A 25,445-nucleotide genomic window follows, 5' to 3' on the forward strand; every position below is an offset into this window, starting at 1 on the left:
GTGGCCGGAGAGTTTCAGGATTGTTTCTTTTCATCGTCCGTCAGGTAGCGCACTTTGCGGGTGTAGTCCTGGCCTTTAAAGGTGAGTGGCTGGGTGGGATCCAGTAAATACTTTTGCCATTCACTCAATGGAAATCCACCGTGCGCGCCAATGACGTCTGCCGGAATGGTTGCTGAGCTACCGCCAATCTTTTTGGAAACCGGCCAGTTTGCCCATTCTCCTAAATTGACCGTGCGAAGATCCAACATATCCAACAAAGCGGCGAGGGGAAGCTGATCCGTCGGCGGTTGGCTGTCATTCATTAATTCCCAGGTATCCTGAAAGAGCGTTAACCAGAGTGGACAAATGCGTTTCCAGGTTTGTCGGGTTGCCGCCAGGTACGCACCATTAACGTGATCTTCAAAATAAGGTCTTATCGATGGCCGGTAATAGGCGGGAATGGCCTGTGCTTCCGCGCCCTCTAGCTTGGCGATCATTTTCCCGTTACGGAAACTGGAGTAAAGGTGGCCTGGATGCATACGAATATCAGGCGATTTAAGCAAATTCAGATCCGAATCAATCATTAAAATACCGTCGCCTTTGGCTTGTAAAGGCGCCTGAATTTTAATTAGGCGACTGCGATAGATTTGCTTATAACGATAACTTTCCTCGCGATGCGGAACATTGAGCGTTACCACGCGGCAATTATGTGGAAGTTTGCCAAAAGCCTGCTCAGATTGGTCGCTCACGATAACAATCTCTTCCATTTCCGGCGCAAACCGACGAGCAAACTCAGCGCTTAATAACGCTTCTTCAACATAATCCGCGCCAGTGCACGGAATAACAACCGAGGTAACCGTAACGTCGCCTTGCGTATTGCTTTGCGCATAAGGAATATTATGACGTGCACGAATATGCCGACGATTTTTGTTCAAAAAATCAAACATGAGTTTTCCTTTCAATACTGTTATCCAATATCGTCTCTACCCCGGCCACATAGTTTTCAATGGCGTAGCATTCGCGTACACGTTCTTCGGCGGTGTTAATGAGACGCTGGCGTAAACTTGCGTCTTGCCATAATACGGCAAGATGCGCACTTAATTGTTTAATATCGCCGTATTCGAATAATAATCCGGTTTCGTTGTGGCTAATTAGTTCTGCCGTTCCAACTACGTTCGAACCAATCACGGCCGTTTTCACCAGCATGGCTTCCAACACGACGCGCGGTAGGCCTTCACTACTTGAAGCGAGAATAAAAGTGTCAAACGCCGCGAGGTAATCCAGAGGGTTATTTTGAAAGCCAGTAAACACAATATTCGACGCAATGTTCTCTTTGCGCGCCAGCAAAACCAAATTCTCCTGTTCCGGCCCGGCACCCACCACCACCATTTTCCAATTGGCTTCGGGATGTATGCGTTTGAATTGGCCCAGCGCCTGGAAGATATGATGGTTCGCTTTACGCGTAATAAGAGAGCCGATGGATCCAAAAATAAAGGTATCAGGGGAATAAGCCAGGCGGGCGCGAACGGCTTTGCGATCCGGTAAGGCCTGATGAATATCGATAGCATTTGAAACGGTGAAGCAACGCTGCGCATCAATGCCGCTTTGGCGCAAAGTCTGATTTACGCCATGCGAAACCGCAATAACGGCATCAACGCGTTTATTAACCATGTCCACTAACACTGAATTTAACTGTGGCTCAATGCGGCAATGTTGAATCAGTGCAACCTGCAAATCCTCAACCGCGCGATAGCCTTCAACATTGGTGCTCGGTTGATTATTCATATACAGCGCGTCATATTGCCCAGCTTGCATAAGAGATGAAATCTGTTGGGCGTTTGGCAATACACGCCATTTTTCGTCAACCCGACCGATCATCTGCTTCTTTAAAGAGCGGTTAAAAATGAATAGCGTGCGTAACAGCTCTTTGGCGATTTTCGCCCATTTCGGCTGACGACGCTGGGCGATAAAAACCACCGGAATGCCAATCGAATTGAGAATTGACTCAATGGTTTCACTGTTGCCGCGAGAATAGTTGTTGTAGAAACAGCAGGTAATATCGAACCTCTGCCGATCAATGCGCTTGAGCAATTCGAGCATACTGTTGGTACCGCCGCCCCATTCGCGGCCGGTATCCAACAGCAGAATTTTTCTTCTCATTGAATTTCTTTTCCCGAGCTCAGAAGAGCTGCCTTATTGTCTGAACCAATAGACTTTGCGCAATGCTTTCACTGATCAACTCAACGGCATAGTGCTGCGGCACGGGCGGCAACGGTTTGCCCGGCTTACACACGCCTGGCGCACGGAAGCGTGGCGGCTGCGTTTTGGATGGCGGCGAAGCCGCACCCTGATGCAGCGGCTCATTCAGCAACTGGCTTGGCCGCACTAGCGTGATATCGGCTGGCAATGTCGGCAGCATCTGCTGCAGTACGCGCACCGTCGTCGGATGCGGATGACCAATCGCAATGGCATAACCATCGCGCTGCGCAAGTTTCACCGCGCGGGTAAACTGCGCGCGGATTGAAGCCTCATCCTGACTATCATCAAGGAACACGCGGCGTTTCAGGACGTTAACGTTGGTACCTTGCGCGGCTGGGATCGACTGACTATTGCCAATCGTCATGCTATCGAGAAAGTAATAGTTGTAGTGATTAAGCACCTGCATCACTTTCTGCATGCCGGGCAGGCTGGAGGTCATTTTGCTGCCCATATGGTTATTCAGGCCAACCGCAAAAGGCACTTTGCCGCTGGCTTCTCGAATAATCCGCTCGATTTCCGTGCTGCTCATCTCGGGCGTCAGCGTGTCTTTCTCCAGTGGCTGTTTGCTAAGCGGTGCCATCGGCAGGTGGATCAGCACTTCGCGACCACCCTGATGCGCTTTGGTGGCCATCTCACGCGCATGGGGCGCATTCGGCAGGACCGCAACGGAAATCGCGGTGGGCATCTGCAGCACTTTATTCTCTTCTTTTGGCCGATAACCAAAGTCATCGATCACGATGGAGAGTTTTCCCGCATGGGCGGAAAGTGACAGAAACAGGCCGCACAGGGCGGCCGAGAGCTTAGAGGGTTGAAACAAAACTTATCTTCCTAACCACGGTAGTGGATTGACGGCCTGTCCCTGGCGTCGGATTTCAAAGTAGAGCGAAGGCGTGCCGCGGCCGCCGCTGGTGCCCACAAGGGCGATAGGCTGTCCTGCCTTCACCTGAGCACCCACGCTCACCAGTGCGCTTTGGTTGTAGCCATAAAGGCTCATATCACCTTTACCGTGTTCCAGAACGACAACCAGACCATAGCCTTGCAGCCAGTCGGCCATCAATACGCGTCCATCAGCGATGGCTTTCACTTCGGTACCTTCTGGCGCATCGACCACCAGGCCTTTCCAGCGTAATTCGCCCTGCATCGATTCACCGAAGCGATGTTCAATACGTCCCCGTACCGGCCAAACCGCTTGCCCGCCGGGCTTGCCTAATCCGCCGGTACGCGCCATCAGCTCGCGCTCACTCTGCGTTGGCTGATAATTTGATCCTTTGGCTTTCGCCTGCGCCTGACGCTGACGCACTTTTTCCGCCTCGCGCGCTTCGCGTTCCGCACGTTCGCGTGCTTCACGCTCTGCCTTAGCGATTTTGCTTTGCAGGCGGCTTTCATTCTCACGCATTTCAACCAGGTCCGCCTGATCTTTCTCCAGCGAGCTTTCCAGTATGGTGAGCGTTTTCTTACGCGCCGCGCTGGCGACTTCCAGCTTGCTTTGCTGCGTCTGCTGCTGGGCCAACAACGATTTTTGCTGCTCCTGTTTGCCCTGCAATGATTGACGCTGTTCCTCTAATTGCTGCTGGGTTTGTTTGAGATCGTCGATGTTTTTCTGGCGTGCGGCGTTGAGATAGCCGAAATAGGCAAGAATGCGCTCGCTGCGCTGGGCTTCTTCGCCTCCGAGCAGCAACTGCAGACCATTATGTTGTCCCTGACGGAAGGCGGCATCAAGCTGTTGTGCCAGCAGTTTTTCCTGCTGTGCTTGCTGCTTTTCCAGCCGCGAGATAGAAGAGGTGACCTGCGCGATTTCACCCTCAAGCGTACTGAGGCTGTTACGCGTTTCGCGCAGCTGACGGCTGGCCTGCGCAATCACTTTTTCCTGGCTTTGCAGCTGATCCAACAACTTACTGCGCTGCACTTTCTGCGCTGTAACGCTCTTTTCTTTCTCGGCAATGTCCTGCTGAATGGACTTCAACTGCGTTTTACTGTCATCCGCACTGCGTGCAGCGGCAGGAAGTAATAATGTGCCCGCCAGAAGCAGACTCAGGGAGATTTCGGACCAGCGAAATGACAACGGAAGCGCAGTGCCGTTGTAACGGGTCCTTGTGTGTGTAACGGTCGCTTTTCCCTTCATAGTCGATAATTATTCCACGATGAACAGCCGCTTACCAGTTAGCCCGGCCGGGTTTTACTTTACTAAAAATGTCTGTACCGAGCTTACCGGCATAAACTTTGTCTTAATTTTGGGATTAGAACACTTTTTTTGGAAAATGACGCACAAATCGTAACTCTGTCCCCTTAGCGACTGTACATGCGAAGTGGCGCAGGTATACTCAGAACCCTTGTTTTAGCTTATCAGCCCGGTTTGGAGTCGTTACCCCTCATGCAAGAAATTATGCAGTTTGCAAGCAATCACCCCATCCTCAGTCTGGCATGGGTCGCTTTACTCGTTCTCGTGATTGTGACCACCGTTAAAGGTATGTTCTCTAAAGTAAAAACTATCAGCCGTGGTGAAGCTACCCACCTGATAAACAAAGAGGACGCGGTGGTGGTAGACGTGCGTTCACGTGACGATTACCGCAAAGGACACATTTCTGGGGCTATCAACGTAGCGGCAGCAGACATCAAAAAAGAGAGCTTTGGCGAGCTGGAAAAGCACAAGTCACAGCACATAATTGTAGTTTGCGCGACCGGTCAAAGTGCGGGTGAATCTGCAGCGAAATTGAGCGCAGCGGGTTTTGAAAAAGTCTCCGTACTGAAAGATGGCGTGAGCGGCTGGAGTGGTGAAAATCTGCCACTGGTGCGCGGTAAATAACTTCTCAGAGGTAACCGTATGGCGAATGTAGAGATCTACACCAAAGTCACTTGTCCTTATTGCCACCGTGCAAAGGCGTTGTTGGATCAGAAAGGCGTGTCGTTCCAGGAGATTCCCATTGACGGGAACGCGGCGAAACGTGAAGAGATGATTCAACGCAGCGGCCGCACTACGGTGCCACAGATTTTTATTGATGCGCAGCACATTGGCGGCTGTGACGATCTTTACGCGCTGGATGGGCGTCAGGGACTTGATCCTTTACTCCAGGCATAACTTTTCGGTCAGACAATTTTAACTCACAGGATTTAGTCACATGTCAGAGCAAAGCAGCAGCGAAATGCAGTTCCAGATTCAACGTGTTTACACCAAAGATGTTTCTTACGAAGCGCCAAACGCACCGCAGGTTTTCCAGAAAGAGTGGGAACCGGAAGTGAAGCTGGATCTGGACACCGCCTCTTCTCAGTTAGCTGATGGCGTTTTTGAAGTCGTTCTGCGCGTTACCGTAACGGCAACCGTTGGCGAAGAAACCGCATTCCTGTGTGAAGTACAGCAAGCGGGCATTTTCACCATTAGCGGTATCGAAGGCACGCAGATGGCGCATTGCCTCGGCGCGTACTGCCCGAACATTCTGTTCCCGTATGCACGCGAATGCGTAACCAGCCTTGTGTCTCGTGGTACTTTCCCGCAGCTCAACCTGGCGCCAGTGAACTTTGATGCGCTGTTCATGAACTATCTGCAGCAGCAAGGTGAAGGCGAAGCGCCACATCAGGATGCCTGATGACTACACTCAACGCTTCAATTAGCGTCATCGGTGCCGGCTCGTACGGCACCGCATTGGCCATCACGCTGGCCCGCAACGGCCATCCGGTTCTGCTCTGGGGCCACAATCCTCAAAGCGTGGCGCAGCTGCAAGCTGACCGCTGCAATGCTGCTTTCCTGCCCGATGTCCCTTTCCCTGATAATCTCGTTCCTGAAGCCGATCTGGCAACCGTGGTTAACGCCAGTCGCGATCTGCTGGTCGTCGTGCCGAGCCATGTATTTGGCGACGTGCTGACGCAGCTTAAGCCGCATTTGCGTGCCGATTCGCGGATTGTCTGGGCGACTAAGGGGCTGGAAAAAGAGACCGGCCGGTTGCTGCAGGATGTGGCGCGTGAAATCCTCGGCGATGCGATTCCACTCGCGGTGATTTCCGGACCCACCTTTGCAAAAGAGCTGGCAGCCGGCATGCCAACGGCCATCGCACTGGCATCCACCGATGCTGAGTTCGCTGAAGACCTGCAGCAGAAGCTGCACTGCGGCAAAAGTTTCCGCGTCTACAACAATCAGGATTTCATCGGCGTGCAGTTAGGCGGCGCGGTGAAGAACGTGATTGCGATTGGTGCGGGGATTTCTGACGGCATTGGCTTTGGTGCCAACGCGCGTACCGCCTTGATCACTCGCGGCCTGACGGAAATGAGCCGTCTTGGCGCAGCGCTGGGCGCCGATGCCACCACCTTTATGGGCATGGCCGGTTTAGGCGATCTGGTGCTGACCTGTACCGATAATCAGTCGCGCAACCGTCGTTTCGGCATGATGCTGGGGCAAGGCGAGAGCGTAGACGAGGCGCAACGCATTATCGGACAAGTTGTAGAAGGCTACAGAAACACCAAAGAAGTCAAAGCATTGGCCGCGCGCGTCGGCGTAGAAATGCCGATTACCGAGCAGATTTATCAGGTGCTCTATTGCGGAAAATCAGCGCGAGAGGCAGCATTGACCTTACTTGGCCGTGCAAGGAAGGACGAAAACAGCCAAAGCTAAAGCAGGATGCGCCAGCGTCACCACCTGTAGCGCCCCATCAGGCGCTTTTTTTATCGGGAGCAAACAGCAATGTCGTCTGAAGAGTTAGAACTGGTCTGGAACCATATCAAAGCCGAAGCCAGAGCCCTGGCCGACTGTGAACCGATGCTGGCCAGCTTTTACCATGCGACACTGCTCAAACACGAAAACCTCGGCAGCGCGCTCAGCTACATGCTCGCTAACAAGCTGGCGAACCCGATCATGCCCGCTATCGCTATTCGCGAAATCGTGGAAGAAGCCTATCGTGAAGACCCAGAGATGATTGTCTCTGCGGCCTACGATATTCAGGCTGTACGCCAGCGCGATCCCGCCGTTGATAAATACTCTACGCCGCTGCTTTACCTCAAAGGTTTCCACGCCTTGCAGGCTTATCGCATCGGCCATTGGCTGTGGAAAGAGGGCCGCCGCGCGCTGGCTGTCTATCTGCAGAACGAAATCTCCGTCTCATTTGCCGTGGATATTCACCCGGCGGCGCGCATTGGTCGCGGCATCATGCTTGACCATGCCACCGGCATTGTCATCGGCGAAACGGCAATCATTGAAAATGATGTTTCTATTCTGCAATCGGTGACGCTCGGCGGTACCGGTAAAACCAGCGGCGATCGCCATCCGAAGATCCGTGAAGGTGTGATGATTGGCGCCGGCGCCAAGATTCTGGGCAACATTGAAGTGGGGCGCGGCGCAAAAATCGGAGCCGGTTCGGTTGTCCTGCAGCCTGTACCGCCGCATACCACGGCGGCCGGCGTACCAGCGCGCATTGTCGGTAAACCGACCAGCGATAAACCCTCGATGGATATGGATCAGCACTTCAACGGCGCAGGCTTTGAGTACGGCGACGGCATCTAACCTTTGATCAGTGCGCCAGCATAATCGAGTTGGCGCCACGCTTCATACACCACCACTGATACTGCATTAGACAGGTTCATGCTGCGGCTCTCCGCCATCATCGGAATGCGGATTTTCTGCTCAGCGGGTAGCGCGTTGAGAATTTCTGCGGGTAAACCGCGACTCTCCGGACCAAACACCAAATAATCACCCTTCTGATATCTCACCGCGCTGTGCGCCGGCGTTCCTTTGGTGGTGAGGGCGAACATGCGCTGTGGCGTTTCTGTTGCCAGAAATTCTGCGTAATTGGCGTGTTTTTTCAAGGCGGTATATTCGTGGTAATCCAGCCCGGCGCGGCGCAGGCGCTTGTCATCCCAGGCAAAGCCCAGCGGTTCAATCAGGTGTAACTGGAAACCGGTATTTGCGCACAAGCGAATGATGTTGCCGGTATTTGGCGGAATTTCAGGTTCGAATAAGACAATGTTTAGCATAAGGCCCCCAGAAACGAGGGCCGAAGCATAACAAATTATTGACGGGCGGAGTACAGCGGCAGCCACAGCGTGAGGCGTAAACCGCCGAGCGGGCTGTCATCCGCTTTAACCCAGCCGCGATGCTGCTGGATGGCGGTTTCGACAATCGCCAGGCCTAATCCGGTGCCGCCTGACTCACGATCGCGCGCCTCATCGGTGCGGTAGAACGGACGGAAAATCTGCTCGCGATCTTCTGGGCTGACTCCTGGACCATCATCATCGACATGAATGGTGATGCCCGCAATATCTACCGAGAAGCTGACGCTGATGTGCGAATTCGAATAGCGCAGCGCATTACGCACGATATTTTCCAGCGCACTCTCCAACGCATGGGGATTACCGTACAGCGGCCACGGGCCAGGCGGATAGGGCACTTCCATCAGTTTGCCCATCTGCTCGGCTTCAAATTTGGCATCTTCCAGCACGCCATTCCAAAGCTGATTGGCCTTCATCGCTTCGCTAACCAGCGCGTTATTGTGCTGCGTTCGCGACAGCACCAGCAGATCGTTAATCATGCCATCCAGACGCTGCGCTTCCGTTTCAATGCGCTGCAGCTCTTTGCCTTCACCGTTACGGCGACGCAGGAGCGCGGTTGCCAGCTGCAAGCGAGTTAACGGCGTACGCAATTCATGGCTGATATCGGATAGCAGACGCTGTTGCGCCGTCATCATGCGTTCGAGCGCGCTCACCATTTGGTTGAAACTGGAACCCGCAGCCAGAAACTCTTGCGGCCCCGATTCCAGTTCCGGATGCTGGCGCAAATTGCCGCTTGCCACTTCATCCGCCGCATATTTAAGTTTGCGCGCGGGGCGCGCCAGGCTCCACGCCAGCCACAGCAGCAGCGGCGAGCTGATCAGCATCGTGACAATCAGCAGCAGTAGCGGGCGGTCAAACAGCAGATTAACGAAATCGAGCTGCGAGCTGGTGGCAGGACGAATCAGGTAGAGCTGATAGTTGTCTTCGCCATCGCGGACCGCGAAAGGTCCAACCATCTCCACGCGACCATACTTTTTCTTTTGTGGGTGGTCGGCGTTATCCGACTGCCCAATAAAGTTGCGGATGATCTGCATTTCATTGTGCTGCGCGCCAATCACCCGGCCTTCGCTGGTCACTAATAATAAACGCTGGCCGGGCGGCGCCCATTTGTCGATGGAGCGGAACAGGCGACGCCACCACATTAAGTCGTTCGGCGGATCTTGAGACAGCTCCGCTTCAACGTGCTGTTCAATCATGGTGCCCTGACGCTGCTCGCTTTCCAGTAACGCGGTCATCTGGCGCGAATCGAGTTTAGGCACCATGAGAACCAGCATCAACACCAACGCTAGCGTGAGCCAGAAGATGGCGAAGATGCGGGTGGTTAAACTTCCAATCATGATGCCGAAACCATCAGATAGCCGCGTCCGCGTAGGGTTTTAAACCACGGATGACCATCACGACGTTCCGGCAATTTACGACGCAGGTTAGAAATGTGCATATCGATAGCGCGGTCAAACGGTGTCAGACGTTTGCCCAACACTTCCTGACTAAGGTGCTCACGCGATACCACCTGACCCAGATGCTGTGCCAGCAAATAGAGCAGGGTGAACTCGGTGCCGGTGAGGTCCAAAGTTTCGCTGTCGAAGCTGGCTTCCTGACGACCCGGATTCAGGCGCAGGCAGTCGACTTCCAGCGTTGGTGAGCTGTTATCGTGCTGCTGTTGCTGCTCGCTCCAGTTTGAACGACGCAGGATGGCACGAATACGCGCTACCAGTTCACGGTCGTTAAACGGTTTAGGCAGATAGTCATCTGCGCCCAGTTCAAGGCCCAGAACGCGGTCCAGTTCGCTGCCACGTGCAGTCAGCATAATGACCGGAGTTTGGTGCTGTTGGCGTAGTTCTTTCAAAGTGTCGATACCGTTCTTCTTCGGCATCATCACATCAAGCAATAGCAAGTCCACGGTGTTGTCTAGCAGGTTAAGCGCCTGCTCACCATCGCTTGCCACAATGACTTCAAAACCTTCCATCTCAAGCAGTTCTTTAAGCAGCGAAGTTAATTCGCGGTCGTCATCAACCAACAGGATTTTATTCATTTTTATTGCCCTCCGCAGGCAAAATACCGTGTTCCTTGACTTGCAATCCAACGCTTTACGTACTTTTACACCCCCTGACGGATGTTTGCAGCCACCGCCGTACACTGGCTCTCGTTGAATCGCAAAACGGAACGAACTGGGAGTTAACGATGCGCTACTTAACCGCCGTCGTCATTGCCTCAGCGATGGTTCTCAGTCACGCCAGCGCCGAAGCAGCAGACACGACGACGATTGACGAGATGCATCCGAACAGCGGATTGACGACAGGCAGTATGACGCAAAATCCGCAAAGCTACATGTTCGATGGCATTGAGCTGACTGAACAACAGCGGCAACAGATGCGAGACCTGATGCAGCAAGCGCGACACGAACGCCCAACCATCAGCGTTCAAGATATAGAAACTATGCATGACCTTGTCATTGCAGACAAATTTAACGAATCGGCTATCCGACAGCAGGCAGAGAAACAAGCCCGCGCAGCGGTAGAACAGCAAGTCGAGATGGCTCGGGTTCGTAATCAGATGTACCACCTGCTAACGCCTGCACAGCAAGCGACATTGCAGAAAAATTATGAGCGACGATTAGCTGAAGTTCGTCGGCTCTCAGGATTGCAGCCATCATCACCGCTGCAAGCAGTGAGTAGTACCAGCAGTAACCAGTAACATAGTATCCCTGTTTTCCTTGCCATAGACACCATCCCTGTCTTCCCCCGCATGATGCGGGGGTTTTTTTTGCCTGTCATTTCTCTCTAACATCATTGCCTTAAAATTCAATCACGCAGCACACTTATGCCGATGATAAACTTTAGCCATCTTGAGACCTAAAGGCCGCACCTATGAAGCGTGCGATCCGACGAGGCATAGCATGGATTCTTCCTATGCAAAGTTAGTTAATCGGGCGGCGCTGGCGGCAACTACGCTGGCGACATTGCTGTTAATCGTAAAAATTTTCGCATGGTGGCATACCGGTTCAGTCAGTATGTTGGCGGCGTTAGTGGATTCGTTGGTGGATATCGCCGCTTCACTCACCAATTTGCTGGTGGTGCGCTATTCACTGCAGCCGGCCGATGACGATCACACCTTCGGCCACGGTAAAGCCGAATCTCTGGCCGCGCTGGCGCAAAGCATGTTTATCTCCGGCTCGGCGCTGTTTCTGTTTCTCACCGGCATTCAGCATCTGGCCTCGCCCGAAACCTTACATGCGCCGCTGGTGGGCATTGTGGTGACGGTAATTGCGCTGTTTTCAACCCTGACGTTGGTTGCCTTCCAGCGCTGGGTGGTGCGACGCACGCGCAGCCAGGCGATTCGCGCAGACATGCTGCACTATCAATCTGACGTGGTGATGAACGGCGCAATATTGGTCGCCCTCGGTTTGAGCAGCTATGGTTTTGTACGGGCGGATGCTTTGTTCGCGCTCGGCATCGGCGTTTACATTCTCTATAACGCGTTGCGGATGGGTTATGACGCGGTACAGGCGCTGTTGGATCGCGTTTTGCCCGAGCATGAAACGCAGGAGATTATCAACGTGGTGACCAACTGGCCGGGCGTACGCGGCGCGCATGCATTACGCACGCGACAATCGGGCCCCACGCGTTTTATCCAGCTGCATCTGGAGATGGAAGATCAGCTGCCGCTGGTGCAGGCCCATCAGGTGGCCGATCAAATTGAGCAGGCGTTACTCAAGAGGTTTCCCGGCTCAGACGTCATCATCCATCAAGATCCCTGTTCTGTTGTGCCGAGCAATCAACATGGATTTTTTCAAGGTTAGCGATTTAAAATCATGCAATTACACAAAAAAAGTGACGTAACGCTAACAACTCTGTAAAAAATTAGCGAAAACTTGTCTGACCTGAATCAATTCAGCATCAAGCGTTTGATATACTATTTTGCAACTATTAAGCCATGCGATCGCGAGCTGGTCCACGCCGGACACATGGCAGGAATAATCCTTAGTTTTTGAACAATCCAGAGGTTGTCATGATCAAAAAAATCGGAGTACTGACCAGCGGCGGCGACGCCCCAGGCATGAACGCAGCCATTCGCGGAGTTGTACGTTCCGCGCTGAGTGAAGGACTGGAAGTTTTTGGTATTTACGACGGCTATCTGGGATTGTACGAAGACCGCATGATCAACCTTGACCGCTACAGCGTGTCAGACATGATCAACCGCGGCGGCACCTTCCTCGGTTCTGCACGCTTCCCAGAGTTCCGCAACGATGAAGTGCGCCAGACCGCGATTGATAACATGAAAAAGCGTGGTATTGATGCGCTGGTGGTTATCGGCGGTGATGGTTCCTACATGGGTGCCAAGCGCCTGACTGAAATGGGCTTCCCGTGCATTGGCCTGCCTGGCACCATTGATAACGACGTAGCAGGTACTGATTACACCATCGGTTACTTCACTGCGCTGGAAACCGTGGTTGAAGCGATTGACCGCCTGCGTGACACCTCATCTTCCCACCAGCGTATCTCCATCGTGGAAGTGATGGGCCGTTACTGTGGCGATTTAACCCTGGCGGCAGCGATTGCCGGTGGTTGCGAGTTCATCGTGCTACCTGAAATCCCGTATACCCGCGAAGAGCTGGTTGCTGAAATCAAAGCCGGCATTGCCAAAGGTAAAAAGCACGCCATCGTGGCGATCACCGAGCACATCTGCGATATCGACGATCTGGCGCACTTCATCGAAGCTGAAACTAAACGCGAAACCCGCGCTACCGTTCTCGGTCACATTCAGCGTGGCGGCGCACCTTGTGCCTATGACCGCATTCTGGCCTCGCGCATGGGTTCCTACTCCATCGAGCTGCTGCTACAAGGCTACGGCGGACGCTGCGTCGGTATTCAGAACGAAAAGATGGTGCATCACGACATCATCGATGCGATTGAAAATATGAAGCGTCCATTCAAACGCGACTGGCTGGATACCGCGAAAAAACTCTACTGATTATTCAGCATCAAGGCGCGACGCGATTCGCGCCTTTTTTATGCCTACTCATATTCCGTGCGGTTATAACAGCTTATTTTTAATTCTTTAATCCGTGGATAAGTTTGTGTCAGTCTTGTTCTATAACGACCTCGGGAGAGCAAGCAATGAATAAGTGGAGTATTGGTGTCACCCTGTTACTGGCTTCAACCAGTGTTCTGGCAAAGGATATTCAGTTGTTAAACGTCTCTTACGATCCAACCCGTGAGCTGTACGAGCAGTATAACAAAGCGTTTAGCGCGCATTACAAGCAGGAAACCGGCGACAATGTGGTGATTCGCCAGTCGCACGGCGGTTCAGGTAAACAAGCAACCTCAGTGATCAATGGCATCCGTGCTGATGTGGTTACGCTGGCGCTGCAATCTGATGTCGATGCTATTGCTGACCGTGGTCGTATCAATAAAGACTGGATTAAACGCCTACCGGACAACTCCGCACCCTACACCTCAACCATCGTGTTCCTGGTGCGCAAAGGCAACCCGAAAGGCATTCATGATTGGCCAGATCTGATCAAACCGGGCGTTTCCGTCATCACGCCAAACCCGAAAACGTCAGGCGGCGCACGCTGGAATTATCTGGCTGCATGGGGCTGGGCGCTGGATCAGAACAACGGCGATCAAGCCAAAGCGCTGGCTTACGTGAAATCGCTGTTTAAGAACGTAGAAGTGCAGGATTCCGGCGCACGTGGTGCCACTAACACCTTCGTGGAACGCGGCATTGGCGATGTGCTGATAGCGTGGGAAAACGAAGCCTATCTGGCGGTAAATAAGCTGGGTAAAGACAAGTTTGAGATCGTCACCCCAAGCGAATCGATTCTGGCGGAGCCAACGGTTTCGGTAGTGGATAAAGTGGTCGACGAGCAGGGCACCCGCAAAGTAGCCGAAGATTACCTCAAGTATCTCTACTCGCCGGAAGGTCAGACTATCGCGGCGGAAAATTTCTATCGTCCACGTGATAAAGCCGTTGCGGAGAAATTTGCCAATAAATTCGCCCCGGTAAAACTGTTCACTATCGACAACAAGTTTGGTGGCTGGACGCAAGCCCAGAAAACCCACTTCGCCGATGGCGGCAGCTACGACCAGGTGATGAAGCCATAACGTACATCGTCAGGTCGCCATTTATGGCGACCTTTTTACATACGATTACGCCTCTTGCGTCGCCAACCGCCGACCGGCACGCTGGGCCACCAGCGGCAACAATGCCTGACGTACCAGATAGCCATCTGGATCCAGCCCCCAACCTAACGCAGCAGCGGCATCGACAATCGCTTTATCCCATTCCAGTTTTTTCCGTCCGTCACCCGCAGTGGTAATCACCACTTCACACGCATGATCGGATGCCTGATAGCGACGCCAGCTGCCTGCCGGCACGGAAATCACCGAACGCTCCGGCGCGGTCATCGTCACTTCTTCACCATCACGATTGAAGGTCACAGTAAGCGTGCCCTTAAACACCATGAGTACTTGCACCTGTGCGCAGCGGTGCGTACCCATCTCGCCCGCTTTTGGCAAAGCCAGCCACTCTACTGAGAAGCCGTGTGGTGTGTTGATGGGCGGAGCGACCTGACGATCCTGATTGATGCCATAGCCGATAACGGGTGCCATACGCGCACCGTGACCTGGCAACATGGCATCCAGTAGCGCGTGATCGCTCCAGGCGCGCTGCTCACCGGTGACGGCAAACTGCGCCATCTGCGCGGGCGTAAAATGCTGTAACTGCGCCATCTCCGCCTCGGGCAGCGGCGGCATACGCTCTGCAACCGGCGGGATCGCCGCGCCGGTTGAGGTATCGATCAGCATGTTATTGGGGCTGAGATAGAGTCCATATTCCGCCGCCGCCGACATCACATCGGGATGCCAGATAATGCCGCCGGTGTTATCGCCGCCCAGCACGGTAAATACCCAGCCATCGGTATCGGTAGCCGACACATTGGTGAAGCCACGGAAAATCCAGGTGGGCAGGCTGACAATCGCCGGAGCGTCGAGCTCCAGCGACTCTTCGCCTTTATTCCCCCAGCGGAAACGCCAGCGGCCTTCATGGATCAGGAAGACTTCGGCAGTGAAATGCAGATGCAGATTATTGGTCACGCCTTTTGGCATCGCCGCCGCGCCAATATTAAAACCGTGCGCTTCAGGAATATTGATCACCTGCTCAGACGACTGCGTCACGCCCGGCCCGATAAACGAGTAATTCTGCTTGAGATGCGAACCCGGCAGTTTGCAGTCGATAAACGCCAGATTGCACGACACCATATCTTGCGGCGCGATCAGGCGCGCACGTGCTGCTGTAGCGGACAATGTTTGCTGTTTCATCTTCTTCTCCTCAATAACCCGAACCAGAACGAACAGGCAACGCCTCACCGCGCGCGGTGGCGACAGCGTGGCGTGCGGCATGCGTTAGCTGCATCACATCATTGGCGGGGGTCACCAACTGAAAGCCCTGTGCGATGCGCTGTGCGGCGGCTTCTCCGCTGGTACAAAAAATACCGGCCAGTTTGTGGCCGGCGCGGGTGCGGCTCAGCACCCGTTCAATGGCATTTAACATCTCAGGATGCTGCGATTCGGCGCTGGCCTGGCCGGTGAGCGTAAGAGACAGATCGTTGGGGCCGATAAACACGCCGTCCAATCCCTCGACGTCGAGAATGGCATCAAGATTGGCCAACCCCGCGCGTGTTTCAATCATCGCCAGCGTCAGAATTTGCTGGTTAGCATGCTGCGGATAATCTTTGCCGCCATACAGCAGCGCACGCGCTGGACCAAACGAGCGCGAACCTTGCGGCGCATAGCGGCAGGCATCGACAAACTGCTGCGCTTCGGCGGCATCGTTGATCATCGGGCAGATAATGCCGTAGGCGCCGGCATCCAGCATGCGCATAATCTGCGCCGGCTCGTTGTGCGAGACGCGCACCAGCGGCGTCGCGGGTGTGGAGGATAGCGCCTGCAACATGCTGAGTGCGGCGGCGAAATCGATCAGGCCATGTTGCAGGTCAACGGTGACGGCATCAAAGCCCTGATGTCCGGCAATCTCGGCGCTGTAGCTGCTGGGGATCGCCAGCCAGCCGTTAATAATCGGTTCACGGCGTTGTTTTAAAGGGTTGATACGCATAATTCACTCCTCTTAATCCAGGTTTGCAGCGCGCGGGCACAGGCTTGCGGCTGCTCCAGCAGCAGAAAGTGTCCGCACTGCTCAAGCGTGATGTGGCGTGCGGCGGGAGCCGCTTTGACAAGCAGGTGATGGTGTTCGGGGGTGCAGATGGCGTCGCTGTCGCCGTTGAGGATCAACAGCGGTGCCTGCAGCGCCGGTAAGGTATGCCGTAAATCGCGACGTTGTAGGGCGATGGCGGTTTGTTGACGAAAGCGCTCAACGCTGCTGCGTTCTGCCATCGTCACCAGCGCGCCAAGCAGCTCGCGATCCGCCAGCCGCGATGCATGCACATAGCGCGGCCAGAGTTGCTCAATCACCGATCGCATACCGTTTTTCGCAGCTCGATCAAGCAAGGCAATACGTCCCGCAGCGTTGACCGGCGCATCCGCCAACGGATTCACCGCCAGCAGCGCGAGGCCCGCGATACGTTGCGCGGCTTGCGCCTGCATCTCCAGCGCCACCAGCGCACCCAGCGAGAATCCCACCAGTAAAAAGCGAGCAGGCAAGTCAGTCAGCAGCTGCGCCGCGAGCTGTTCGGCGCTGTCAGCACCGCTCATCTCGGGAATGATCATCGGCTGCTGCGGTAGATGGCGGCAAAGCGGTTGCCATAACGCGCCGTCGCACAAGGTACCGCCCAGTAACACCAAAGGCAGTTGCATGGTTAGCCCTCCGCCACAGGACGGGCATTCACCATCCGCATCACATGGCGCACCAGCAGCAGCGACAGCAATGAAATAATGCCAATAACCATAAAGCCCTGCTGCATCGCGAAGTAATATTTGATGTAGCCGACCAGCACCGGGCCAAAGAAAATCCCAGCGGAGTAGATGCTTTGATATAGCCCAACGCGAGTGGATTGCTGCCAGGCGGGCGTGCGGGTGACGATCAGCGAATTCAGCACGGTGGAGATCATGCCGAAGGCACAGCCCGCCAGCGCCTGCAAGCCATACAGCAGCCAGATATTGGGCGCGTAAGGCATGGCTATCGCTACGGCCCCTTGCAGCACGCCGCCGATAATCGCGGTGTTGCGTAAGCCCAGCAGGCGATAGAAGAAGGGCGCGCACAGCGCGGTGGCCAGCGCATAGAAGAACAGATGGATGCCGCTTAGCGTCGCCAGCGAAGCGGCCGCCATGCCAAAGCCTTCTGCCAGTAGCGGCGTCAGCGTGTCGCGCGTGGCAAATGGCACCATCATCACCAGTGCACAGAGTCCGCCGAGATACCACACCGAAGGATCACGCAGCTGAGTGCGAACCGCAGAGAGACGTTGCGCCGTGGGCATCGCTTCCGGGCGTTTTTCACGGATAAAGAACGTCAGCAAAAAAGCCAGCAGCGCGGCAGCGGACGCCACCAAAAAGCTCGATTCGGCACCGAAATGACGGGCAATAAATCCTGCCACCGAAATCCCGATAAAAGTGCCTACCGGCGAGGTGACGCTCAGCATGGCGATCGCGGCGGCGGCTTCCAGCGGCGGGAAGTAAGCCACGAACATCACGTTATACACCACCCACGTCGCGCTGGTGACGCCATCGGCGAGCTTGGCGATAAACAGTGTTTCCGGTGTCGGCCAAAGGTAAACCACCGGCCAGGCGATAAGCGTAAACAACAAGCCAATCTGGATAATGCGTTTGCGGCGGCGAAAGCGGTCCGACAGAATGCCGGTCGGAAAACGCAGCAGCATCGAGGCCAATCCGGTCGCACCGATGATGATTCCCATCACGCGCGCCTCGACATTCAGCGACATGATGTAGGGGGCGAGAAACGGATCAAAGGCGTGAATGCTGATAAAAAACAGCAAGCTAATAATGAAAAATAGCAGCACATCACGACGCAATAACGCTTTCATAATGAGTTCCTCAATAAGCCGTCCAGCCGCCATCCACCTTCAGCGCGCTGCCGGTGATCAACGCTGCGGCCGGTGATGCCAGAAACACCACCGGCCCCATCACATCTTCCAGCGTGCCAAGACGACCAATCTGAATGCGGCGCAGCGTCTGCTGGCGAAACGCTTCATCTGCCAGCGAGGCCTGCGACAGTTCGGTTTCGATAAAGGTGGGGCACAAGGTGTTGATGCGAATGCCGTCGCGTCCCAGCTCCAGCGCCATGGCACGCGTCAGCCCTTCCAGCGCCGCTTTTGATGCGCAGTAGACGCTGCGCTGCGGGCCGCCGACGTGCGCCATCTGCGAAGAGAGATGGATAATGCTGCCGCCGTGTCTGGCGGCCTGCATACCGGCTGCGACCTGCTGCGACAGGAAAAACGTGGCGCGCAGGTTGACGTCCATCACCGCATCAAAGTTGGCTTCGCTGACCTCGCTAAACGGCTGATGGCGCGCCAACCCGGCGCTGTTGACCAGCACATGAAAGCTCGGCAAATCGTGCAGTGTCTGGCGCACCGCGCGCGTGTTGCAGACGTCGAGCGGCAGCGGATGCAATGTCAGGCCGGCGCTCGCCGCCTGCTGCACGGCGTGCGCCAGGCGATCGGCGTCGCGCGCGGCAATCCACACTTGCGCTCCGGCGTCGGCCAGCGCGATAGCGGCGGCAAAACCGATACCGCGCGAGCCGCCGGTCACCAGCGCGCGCTGTCCATCCAGGCGAAATAAAGGGGTAGTCGGAACCATGCGCGCCTCCTTATTTCACCGTAACCGGCGCGGGTGCGGCGTAGGCCACTTCCTGCTGGCCGTAGCGGCGCACGCGAATGTTGGCCTGTTCGGCATGACCGGCAAAGCCCTCCAGCAGCGCCAGGCGCGAGCAGTAAGCGCCGATTTCTGCCGAAGCCGCATCGCTGGTGACGCGCTGCCAGGTGCAGGTTTTCATAAATTTGCCCACCCACAAGCCGCCGGTATAACGCGATGCACCCAGCGTGGGCAGCGTATGGTTGGTGCCGATCACCTTGTCGCCATAAGCCACATTGGTACGCGGCCCGAGAAACAGCGCGCCGTAATTGCGCATGTTCTGGTGATACCAGTCATCGCGATCGGTCATCACCTGCACGTGTTCAGAAGCGATGCGGTTGGCTTCTGCCAGCATCTCATCGTGATCGGCACAGAGAATGATTTCGCCATAATCGTGCCAGGCTTGTTGCGCCACATCGGCGGTAGGCAGTTGCAGCAACAGCTGGTGGATATAGCGCTCGGTCTCCTGTGCCAGCTGGCGCGAGCAGGTCAGCAGAATCGCGGGTGAGGTGGGGCCATGTTCCGCCTGGCCGAGCAGATCGGTTGCGCAGAGTTCACCGTCAACGCTGTCATCGGCGATCACCAGCGTTTCGGTCGGGCCAGCGAACAGGTCGATGCCAACGCGGCCAAATAGCTGGCGTTTGGCTTCGGCCACCCACGAGTTGCCCGGCCCGACTAACATATCGACCGGCGCAATCCGCTCAGTACCAATCGCCATGGCGCCCACCGCCTGAATGCCGCCGAGCGCATAGATCTCGTCGGCGCCGGCCATCGACTGCGCCGCAACAATGGCTGCAGCCGGTTTACCGTGAAACGGCGGGGCGCAGCTCACGATGCGATCGCAGCCTGCGACTTTGGCGGTAATGATCGACATATGCGCCGAAGCCAGCAGCGGGTATTTGCCGCCCGGCACGTAACAGCCGACATTGCTGATGGGAATGTTGCGATGGCCAAGTATCACGCCCGGACGCGTTTCAATCGCCAAATCGGTCAGGCAATTTTTTTGCGCCTGAGAGAAGTTATGCACCTGCTCCTGAGCGAATTCGATGTCGCGAATATCTTGTTTGGTCAGCTGTTGCAGGCAGGCATTGATCTCCTGCGGCGTTAAGCGGAAATCATCGCGGGCAAAGCCATCGAACTTAATCGAGAGTTCGCGCACCGCGTCATCGCCGCGCGCTTCAATTTGCGCCAGCACTGCTTCCACATCGCTGCGAACGCGCTGTTGCTGCTGTTGGCGTTCTGCTTTCGCTGCCGCCTGTTTTAACCAGATTGCCATGCTCTTTTCCTCATCATTGATTGCTGTTAATCAGGTTTGCATACGTATGCAAAGAGCGTAAAGAGGCTGAAAGGGGAAAAAATGAAAAGTGAGAATGTGCGCAGTTTTTTCAAATTGCAGGCAGCAGAAAGCCCCGCAGAACGGGGGTTAACATGATGAATTTTCTGGTTTTACAGTCGCTCTATCGCCAAAGCGAGCGCCAGCAATGCTTCTTCATCAGGCGCTGGATAGAGCAGTTCCAGCCCCAGCGGCAAACCGTTAGTCAATTGACCAAACGGCAACGTTACGGCGGGTAAGCCGCTGATGGCCGCCAGCTCCGGCGCCCAGCCCGGCGGCATCTTCTCCAGTGAAATCGGAGTGCGCTGGCTGGTGGGATAAATCAGCGCATCCAGCCGCTGATCCTGCATCTGCTGTTGCAGTTGCTGACGCAAATGGCGTTGAAAACGGCGTTGCTCGCGCCATGCGGCACACACCAGCGCGCTGCGCGTGAGGTGTAATTGCAGCAGTTCATCGAACTCGGCGAGATGTTCGCCTCGTGCCAGCAGATCCGAAAGCGAAGCAGGCGCATGGTCCATTTTGCTTAGCCAGCGGGACATCGCCGGATGGAATTCGCGTAGGCTGAGACAAGGTTCCTGCGCCACGCGCGATGATAGCGGTAACCGCAGCGGAATCAGTGTGGCGCCTGCCCGCCGCAGACGAGAGAAAGCCAGTGCTAATGCCTGACGTTGCGCGTCATCATCGCCTGACAGATCGTTAATCATACCCAGCCGCACACCCCGCAAGGTTCGCTGCGCTAGCGGGCGCACCGGCAGCCCATGCGTTACCTGATGCAGCAGCGCCGCATCATCCACGCACCATGTCATCGGCCCAACGGTGTCTTTGCTGAGCGAAAGCGGTGCGACGCCGCGCAGCTGGCGGCGGCGAAATGCCGGACGCAGTCCCACCAGACCGGTCCATGCCGCGGGAATGCGAATCGATCCGCCAGTATCACTGCCGAGTGCCGCATCCGCCATACCGGCCACCACCGCCGCTGCGCTGCCGCCGCTTGAGCCACCGGCGGTCAGCTGTGGATTCAGGGGATTGCGCACATCGCCGCCGAGCGAACTGCGCGAACGTACGTCAAAGGCGAACTCAGACAGATTCGCTTTGGCGAGAATCAGCGCACCCGCAGTTCTCAGGCGTGCAATTACGCGCGCATCTTCACGTGGCTGTGCTTCGGCCAGCGCCCGGCAGCCGAGCGTGGTAGCCATGCCGACGCAATCAATATTATCTTTTATCACCAGCGGAATGCCGTGCAGCACGCCAACCGGCGCGCCGCTACGCCATAAGCGATCGCAGCGCTGTGCCTCTTTCATCACCTGGGGATTAATACTGATAATCGCGTTGAGCGCGCGGCCTGCGTTGATAGCGGCTAAGCGGCGTTCAACCTCTTCCGCACTGTTGCGCTGCGGTTGCAGGCGCGCGGCACTCATTTCACCGCATCCTGCGACAGCATGCCGCTCGCTTTACGTGCCGCTGGCGGTAACTGACGCTGCTGCACCCGTTTTGCCGCTAGCGGCGTTAACACGCCAGCGATCAGACACAAGCCACCAATCACCCAATAACCCGCGTAGACATTGACGTGTTGCAACAACACGCCCATCAGCACCGGGCCGAAAAACATGCCGCACGAATAGATGGTTTGAAACAGCCCCATCCGGGTGGTTTGTTCATGTTCCGAAGTGTTAACCACGCTTAAGGACATAAACACGGCAAACGCCATGCCAAAGGAAAAACCGGCCAGAGCTTGCCACAGGTAAATCAGCCACATGTTGCTGGTCAAGGGGACGAAAATTGACGAGATGATTTGTAATCCGATGCCCACCAGCGCGGTGTTAACCAAGCCCAGCCGCTGATAAAACACGGAACTGCACAATGCCACGGCCACACCATAAAACAACAAGTGGATATTACTCAGCACTGCCAGCGTGCCCGCCTTGGCACCTAACTGCTGAGCGTATATGGGCGTGAGCGTGTCGCGAGTGGCAAACGGGACCAAAATCACCACCGTCGCCAGCAGCCCAATAAACCAAATTGAGCGGTCCGCTAGCTGGCGTTTAGCGCTGTCGATACAGGCTTTGAGGTGCGGCGCTTTGTGGCTATCTTCCTCTTCACGAACGCGCAGGCTGAGAAGCAGCGCCAGGCAACCGGCAATCGCTGGCACAAAAAACGCCTGCGTACTGCCCAGCCATAGGGCAACGGCACCGCAAATGGCATTGCTAATAAATACGCCAATCGGCCCGGCCAATGCCAACAGCGCCACTGCAGCCGGCGCGTCATCACGAGGAAAATAGCGGATGAAAATGATGTTGTAGAGCACCCAACTCGCGGCAGCGATGCCGCAGGCCAGCTTGGCCAGCCAGAATGTCAGCGCAGCGGGGAACATCCATGCCAGCGGCCAGGCAATCACCGGCAGCAGCAGGGCGAACTGCATAAACACTTTGCGATTTTTCATCACGTCAGAGATGACGCTGAGCGGAAAACGGATACACAGCGACGCCAAACCAGAGGCGCCCATGATCATGCCGATGGTTTGCGGTTCAATGCCTAATCTCACCATGTAAGGCGCCATGAAGGCATCGAAGCCGTGAATGCAGATAAAAAACAGCACGCTCATGGTGAAAAACGTCAACAGCTCGGGACGGCTAAACAGTGCTCGAAACATGTTAAACCTCTTATCAACGCAGATAAGTGACTAAAAACGCGGGTTTCATCCTGAGTCCGGGTCGGTTATGTTGCATGCATTGAATACGTATTCAACGGCCGAAGTTACGAAATGATTTTATGTTTGTAAAGTGCGTGCTTGGCAATGTGAAAAAAAAGTTATTGAGTGTTGCATACGCATGCAAAAAAGGTGTAAGAGTAAAAAACACACACCGAAGCAGGTGAGTCCGGTTGATGAAATTGGCTACAATGCCCGGCAGTCACCCGTGCATCAGTGTGCTAAACAGGAAGATAACACCATGAAACGTAAGACCTTCGGTCCAGTCACCTCACAACAAGTTGCGCAGCACGCCGGCGTTTCACAGTCTGCGGTATCGCGTACCTTCACGCCGGGCGCCAGTATTTCACCGGCCACGCGTGAAAAGGTGTTGCAGTCTGCCCGTGAGTTGGGTTATCGACCCAACGCGTTGGCGCGATCGCTGAACACCGCACGTTCGCGCATCGTTGGTGTGGTGATCTCCTGTTTCGATAATCCGTTTTATCCCCATGTGCTGGAAGCGTTGGGGCGTGAACTGGATGCGCTTAACTACCATCTGCTGCTGTTCGTCAGCGATCGGGATAGCAATGTTGACCGCATTTTCGATCAGATCATGCAGTACCGCGTAGATGGCATTGTGCTGGCATCCGGCGCGTTATCCGATGCGTTATCCGAAGAGTGCCACGGCGCGGGCATTCCGGTGGTGCTGTTCAACCGCACCGCCGAAAGCGAAATGGCGTCAAGCGTGAATACCGATAACCGTGCCGCCGCACGTCAGATCGCCGAATTTCTGTTGGCAGGCGAACATCAACGCTTTGCCTGCATTACCGGCGCGGACAACGCTTCGGTAAATCAGCTACGGCTGGACGGTTTTCGCGAGGCATTGCGCGCGCGCAACATCGACGTCACGGTGTTAGCGGGTCAAAACGACAGCGAGCAAACCGCACAGGCGGCGCGTCAATTGTTCAGCAGCGGCACGCCGCCCGATGCGGTGTTTGCCGTCAACGATCATATGGCGCTGACGGTTATGGATGTGGCGCGTTACGAGTTTGGTCTGCGCATTCCGCAGGATGTGTCGGTGGTGGGTTATGACGATGTTGGTCCAGCGGGCTGGCCTTCGTATGCGCTGACGTCTATCTGTCAGCCGGTTGAAGTGATGGTGCAACGCACCATTGGCCTGCTAATGCAGCAAATCGACAGCGCGGTGATGGCACCCGAGCAAATTGTTATTCCCGGCACGTTGGTAGTACGCCACTCCGCGCGGCGTCCGCGTCACGGCGTGGTAGAAGAGAACGGCCAGCTGCTATTTCGTTCAGAGGAGGTTGAGTAATGCGATTGCCGGGTTTCAGTCCCCAGTTTGATTCTATTCAGCAGTTTATTCTGACGTTAACCCACGTGGTATGGGAGCAGAAGGATATCGGGCAGCTGGCTGATTTCTACGCCACGCCGGTGGTATTTCACACGCCGGAAAAGCGCCTGACCGAACTCAGCGATTTCATGCGTTTGACGCTGGAAGCGTTACATTGCTTCCCGCAGCGTCAGGTGCTGACCGAAGATATTCTCACCGCGCGTGAAGGCGATACCTGTTGGTACGCCTCGCAGCGCACGCAGGCACGTATTCAGCATCTGGGCGAAGGCTTCTTTGGCGCGCCGAGTGGCAAAACGGTTTGGGTACGTACTTTCGCCGATCGTATTTGTCGTGATGGGCTGGTGGAGCAAGAGTGGCTGCTGCAGGATCGCGCGGGCATTCTTGCGCAGATTGGTACCAACGTGGCGGAGTTTGCCCAGCATCTAACGCAGATGCGCCAGCAGCAAGGGCTGGAGATGCCCGCGCCCGAAGAGCTGGAAGCGCGTTGGGCTGGCGGCCCGGATGGCGATGATGCCGAAGGAACCATCGCGGGTTTGATTGAGCGCTATCTCAGCATGTGGGCCGGCGGCAACAGCGGCGTGGTGCCAGGTGTTTATCATCCTGCCGCCACCTTGCACGGACCGGGCCACAGCAGCTTTACCGGCGAGCAGGAGATTGGCAGCTTCCTTTCCGGCTATCGCGCCTCATTCGCTGACAGCGAAACGCAGCTGCATCATTTGGTGGTGCGCCGCGATGCCAACGAACCGGTGCGCATCAGCCTGCGCTGGTCACTGTTGAGCTGGCATGACGGCTACGGAAAGTTTGGTCCGCCGTCGCGCAAGCCAGTGTGTATTTCCGGTATTTCTCATTTGGAATTACGTGATGGCGTCATCATGCGGGAATATTTAGGTATCGATGAACTCTCAATCTGGTTACAGCTACTCAGCTGATTAATCAGCACTTTTAAATAACGCATCACGTCACGGTAAT

26 protein-coding genes are annotated in these 25,445 nt (G+C 55.4%); 11 read left to right on the forward strand and 15 right to left on the reverse strand.

What is annotated here, in order from left to right; all coding sequences use genetic code 11:
- Positions 1 to 14 precede the first annotated feature (14 nt).
- From MWH02_RS22255 to envC, 4 genes are read right to left on the reverse strand one after another with little or no spacing between them, the layout of a single operon-like run.
- Positions 15 to 926 (reverse strand): hypothetical protein, encoded by a 912-nt coding sequence (locus tag MWH02_RS22255; RefSeq protein ID WP_101760673.1) that lies wholly within the window; start codon positions 924 to 926, stop codon positions 15 to 17.
- On the reverse strand, positions 919 to 2,139 hold the full coding sequence (locus MWH02_RS22260; protein ID WP_101760672.1) for a glycosyltransferase: 1,221 nt from the start codon (positions 2,137 to 2,139) through the stop codon (positions 919 to 921). Before MWH02_RS22260 ends, MWH02_RS22255 begins: the two co-directional genes overlap by 8 nt.
- 19 nt (positions 2,140 to 2,158) lie before the next feature.
- Positions 2,159 to 3,055 (reverse strand): divergent polysaccharide deacetylase family protein, encoded by an 897-nt coding sequence (locus MWH02_RS22265; protein ID WP_101760671.1) that lies wholly within the window; start codon positions 3,053 to 3,055, stop codon positions 2,159 to 2,161.
- 3 nt (positions 3,056 to 3,058) lie between these two features.
- Complete coding sequence (gene envC, locus MWH02_RS22270; protein ID WP_271461486.1) at positions 3,059 to 4,360, reverse strand: murein hydrolase activator EnvC; 1,302 nt, start codon at positions 4,358 to 4,360, stop codon at positions 3,059 to 3,061.
- 249 nt (positions 4,361 to 4,609) lie between these two features.
- On the opposite strand from envC, the gene MWH02_RS22275 reads away from it, so the two are divergent.
- The 5 genes from MWH02_RS22275 to cysE all read left to right on the forward strand — a co-directional run bounded on the left by MWH02_RS22275 (position 4,610) and on the right by cysE (position 7,723).
- Positions 4,610 to 5,041, forward strand: coding sequence for a rhodanese-like domain-containing protein (locus MWH02_RS22275; RefSeq protein WP_008109709.1), 432 nt, complete (start codon positions 4,610 to 4,612; stop codon positions 5,039 to 5,041).
- Positions 5,042 to 5,059: 18 nt separating this feature from the next.
- Complete coding sequence (gene grxC / locus MWH02_RS22280) at positions 5,060 to 5,314, forward strand: glutaredoxin 3 (protein WP_007885328.1); 255 nt, start codon at positions 5,060 to 5,062, stop codon at positions 5,312 to 5,314.
- 40 nt (positions 5,315 to 5,354) lie between these two features.
- Positions 5,355 to 5,819, forward strand: a complete 465-nt coding sequence (gene secB, locus MWH02_RS22285; protein ID WP_101760668.1) for a protein-export chaperone SecB — start codon at positions 5,355 to 5,357, stop codon at positions 5,817 to 5,819.
- A complete protein-coding gene (gene gpsA, locus MWH02_RS22290) occupies positions 5,819 to 6,838 on the forward strand; it encodes an NAD(P)H-dependent glycerol-3-phosphate dehydrogenase (protein WP_101760667.1) in 1,020 nt (339 codons plus the stop codon). Before secB ends, gpsA begins: the two co-directional genes overlap by 1 nt.
- 69 nt (positions 6,839 to 6,907) lie before the next feature.
- Positions 6,908 to 7,723: a serine O-acetyltransferase gene (gene cysE / locus MWH02_RS22295; RefSeq protein WP_007885334.1), complete on the forward strand. Its 816-nt coding sequence runs from the start codon at positions 6,908 to 6,910 to the stop codon at positions 7,721 to 7,723.
- Here the strand turns inward: cysE and trmL are convergent.
- From trmL to cpxR, 3 genes are read right to left on the reverse strand one after another with little or no spacing between them, the layout of a single operon-like run.
- A complete protein-coding gene (trmL, locus tag MWH02_RS22300) occupies positions 7,720 to 8,193 on the reverse strand; it encodes a tRNA (uridine(34)/cytosine(34)/5-carboxymethylaminomethyluridine(34)-2'-O)-methyltransferase TrmL (RefSeq protein ID WP_192237030.1) in 474 nt (157 codons plus the stop codon). The genes cysE and trmL overlap by 4 nt on opposite strands.
- A 35-nt stretch (positions 8,194 to 8,228) precedes the next feature.
- Positions 8,229 to 9,605, reverse strand: coding sequence for an envelope stress sensor histidine kinase CpxA (gene cpxA, locus MWH02_RS22305; protein WP_101760665.1), 1,377 nt, complete (start codon positions 9,603 to 9,605; stop codon positions 8,229 to 8,231).
- On the reverse strand, positions 9,602 to 10,300 hold the full coding sequence (gene cpxR / locus MWH02_RS22310; RefSeq protein ID WP_007885339.1) for an envelope stress response regulator transcription factor CpxR: 699 nt from the start codon (positions 10,298 to 10,300) through the stop codon (positions 9,602 to 9,604). The genes cpxA and cpxR overlap by 4 nt, the downstream gene beginning before the upstream one ends.
- 149 nt (positions 10,301 to 10,449) lie before the next feature.
- Here cpxR and cpxP point away from each other — a divergent pair, with 149 nt between their 5' ends.
- From cpxP to MWH02_RS22330, 4 genes are all read left to right on the forward strand, one after another.
- Positions 10,450 to 10,962, forward strand: coding sequence for a cell-envelope stress modulator CpxP (gene cpxP, locus MWH02_RS22315; RefSeq protein WP_101760664.1), 513 nt, complete (start codon positions 10,450 to 10,452; stop codon positions 10,960 to 10,962).
- Between the two features lie 202 nt (positions 10,963 to 11,164).
- A complete protein-coding gene (fieF, locus tag MWH02_RS22320; RefSeq protein WP_110868197.1) occupies positions 11,165 to 12,067 on the forward strand; it encodes a CDF family cation-efflux transporter FieF in 903 nt (300 codons plus the stop codon).
- Between the two features lie 209 nt (positions 12,068 to 12,276).
- Positions 12,277 to 13,239 carry a 6-phosphofructokinase gene (gene pfkA, locus MWH02_RS22325; protein WP_101760662.1) on the forward strand — a complete coding sequence of 321 codons (963 nt, stop codon included), beginning with the start codon at positions 12,277 to 12,279 and terminating at the stop codon, positions 13,237 to 13,239.
- 146 nt (positions 13,240 to 13,385) lie between these two features.
- Positions 13,386 to 14,375, forward strand: coding sequence for a sulfate ABC transporter substrate-binding protein (locus MWH02_RS22330; RefSeq protein WP_101760661.1), 990 nt, complete (start codon positions 13,386 to 13,388; stop codon positions 14,373 to 14,375).
- Between the two features lie 45 nt (positions 14,376 to 14,420).
- Here the strand turns inward: MWH02_RS22330 and MWH02_RS22335 are convergent, their stop codons facing one another.
- From MWH02_RS22335 to MWH02_RS22370, 8 genes are all read right to left on the reverse strand, one after another.
- Complete coding sequence (locus MWH02_RS22335; RefSeq protein WP_271461487.1) at positions 14,421 to 15,590, reverse strand: cupin domain-containing protein; 1,170 nt, start codon at positions 15,588 to 15,590, stop codon at positions 14,421 to 14,423.
- A 10-nt stretch (positions 15,591 to 15,600) separates the two neighbouring features.
- The gene (locus tag MWH02_RS22340) at positions 15,601 to 16,383 is read right to left on the reverse strand and encodes an HpcH/HpaI aldolase family protein (RefSeq protein ID WP_101760659.1); all 783 of its coding nucleotides are present in this window, start codon (positions 16,381 to 16,383) and stop codon (positions 15,601 to 15,603) included.
- Entirely contained in the window at positions 16,365 to 17,081 is a 717-nt protein-coding gene (locus MWH02_RS22345; RefSeq protein WP_192237032.1) for an alpha/beta fold hydrolase, read from the reverse strand. Before MWH02_RS22345 ends, MWH02_RS22340 begins: the two co-directional genes overlap by 19 nt.
- A gap of 2 nt (positions 17,082 to 17,083) precedes the next feature.
- A complete protein-coding gene (locus MWH02_RS22350; RefSeq protein WP_158238591.1) occupies positions 17,084 to 18,265 on the reverse strand; it encodes an MFS transporter in 1,182 nt (393 codons plus the stop codon).
- Between the two features lie 10 nt (positions 18,266 to 18,275).
- On the reverse strand, positions 18,276 to 19,037 hold the full coding sequence (locus tag MWH02_RS22355) for an SDR family NAD(P)-dependent oxidoreductase (RefSeq protein WP_137386760.1): 762 nt from the start codon (positions 19,035 to 19,037) through the stop codon (positions 18,276 to 18,278).
- 10 nt (positions 19,038 to 19,047) lie between these two features.
- Entirely contained in the window at positions 19,048 to 20,367 is a 1,320-nt protein-coding gene (gene hisD, locus MWH02_RS22360) for a histidinol dehydrogenase (RefSeq protein WP_271461488.1), read from the reverse strand.
- Positions 20,368 to 20,537: 170 nt separating this feature from the next.
- Positions 20,538 to 21,839, reverse strand: coding sequence for an amidase (locus MWH02_RS22365; RefSeq protein WP_217550435.1), 1,302 nt, complete (start codon positions 21,837 to 21,839; stop codon positions 20,538 to 20,540).
- On the reverse strand, positions 21,836 to 23,071 hold the full coding sequence (locus MWH02_RS22370; RefSeq protein WP_271461489.1) for an MFS transporter: 1,236 nt from the start codon (positions 23,069 to 23,071) through the stop codon (positions 21,836 to 21,838). The genes MWH02_RS22365 and MWH02_RS22370 overlap by 4 nt, the downstream gene beginning before the upstream one ends.
- Before the next feature lie 298 nt (positions 23,072 to 23,369).
- Between MWH02_RS22370 and MWH02_RS22375 the strand changes: the two genes are divergently transcribed.
- The gene (locus MWH02_RS22375) at positions 23,370 to 24,437 is read left to right on the forward strand and encodes a LacI family DNA-binding transcriptional regulator (RefSeq protein WP_101760652.1); all 1,068 of its coding nucleotides are present in this window, start codon (positions 23,370 to 23,372) and stop codon (positions 24,435 to 24,437) included.
- On the forward strand, positions 24,437 to 25,405 hold the full coding sequence (locus MWH02_RS22380) for a nuclear transport factor 2 family protein (protein WP_110868187.1): 969 nt from the start codon (positions 24,437 to 24,439) through the stop codon (positions 25,403 to 25,405). Before MWH02_RS22375 ends, MWH02_RS22380 begins: the two co-directional genes overlap by 1 nt.
- Positions 25,406 to 25,445: the final 40 nt, after the last annotated feature.

The sequence above is a fragment of the Pantoea leporis genome (assembly GCF_028048155.1).
Lineage (GTDB): Bacteria > Pseudomonadota > Gammaproteobacteria > Enterobacterales > Enterobacteriaceae > Pantoea > Pantoea leporis.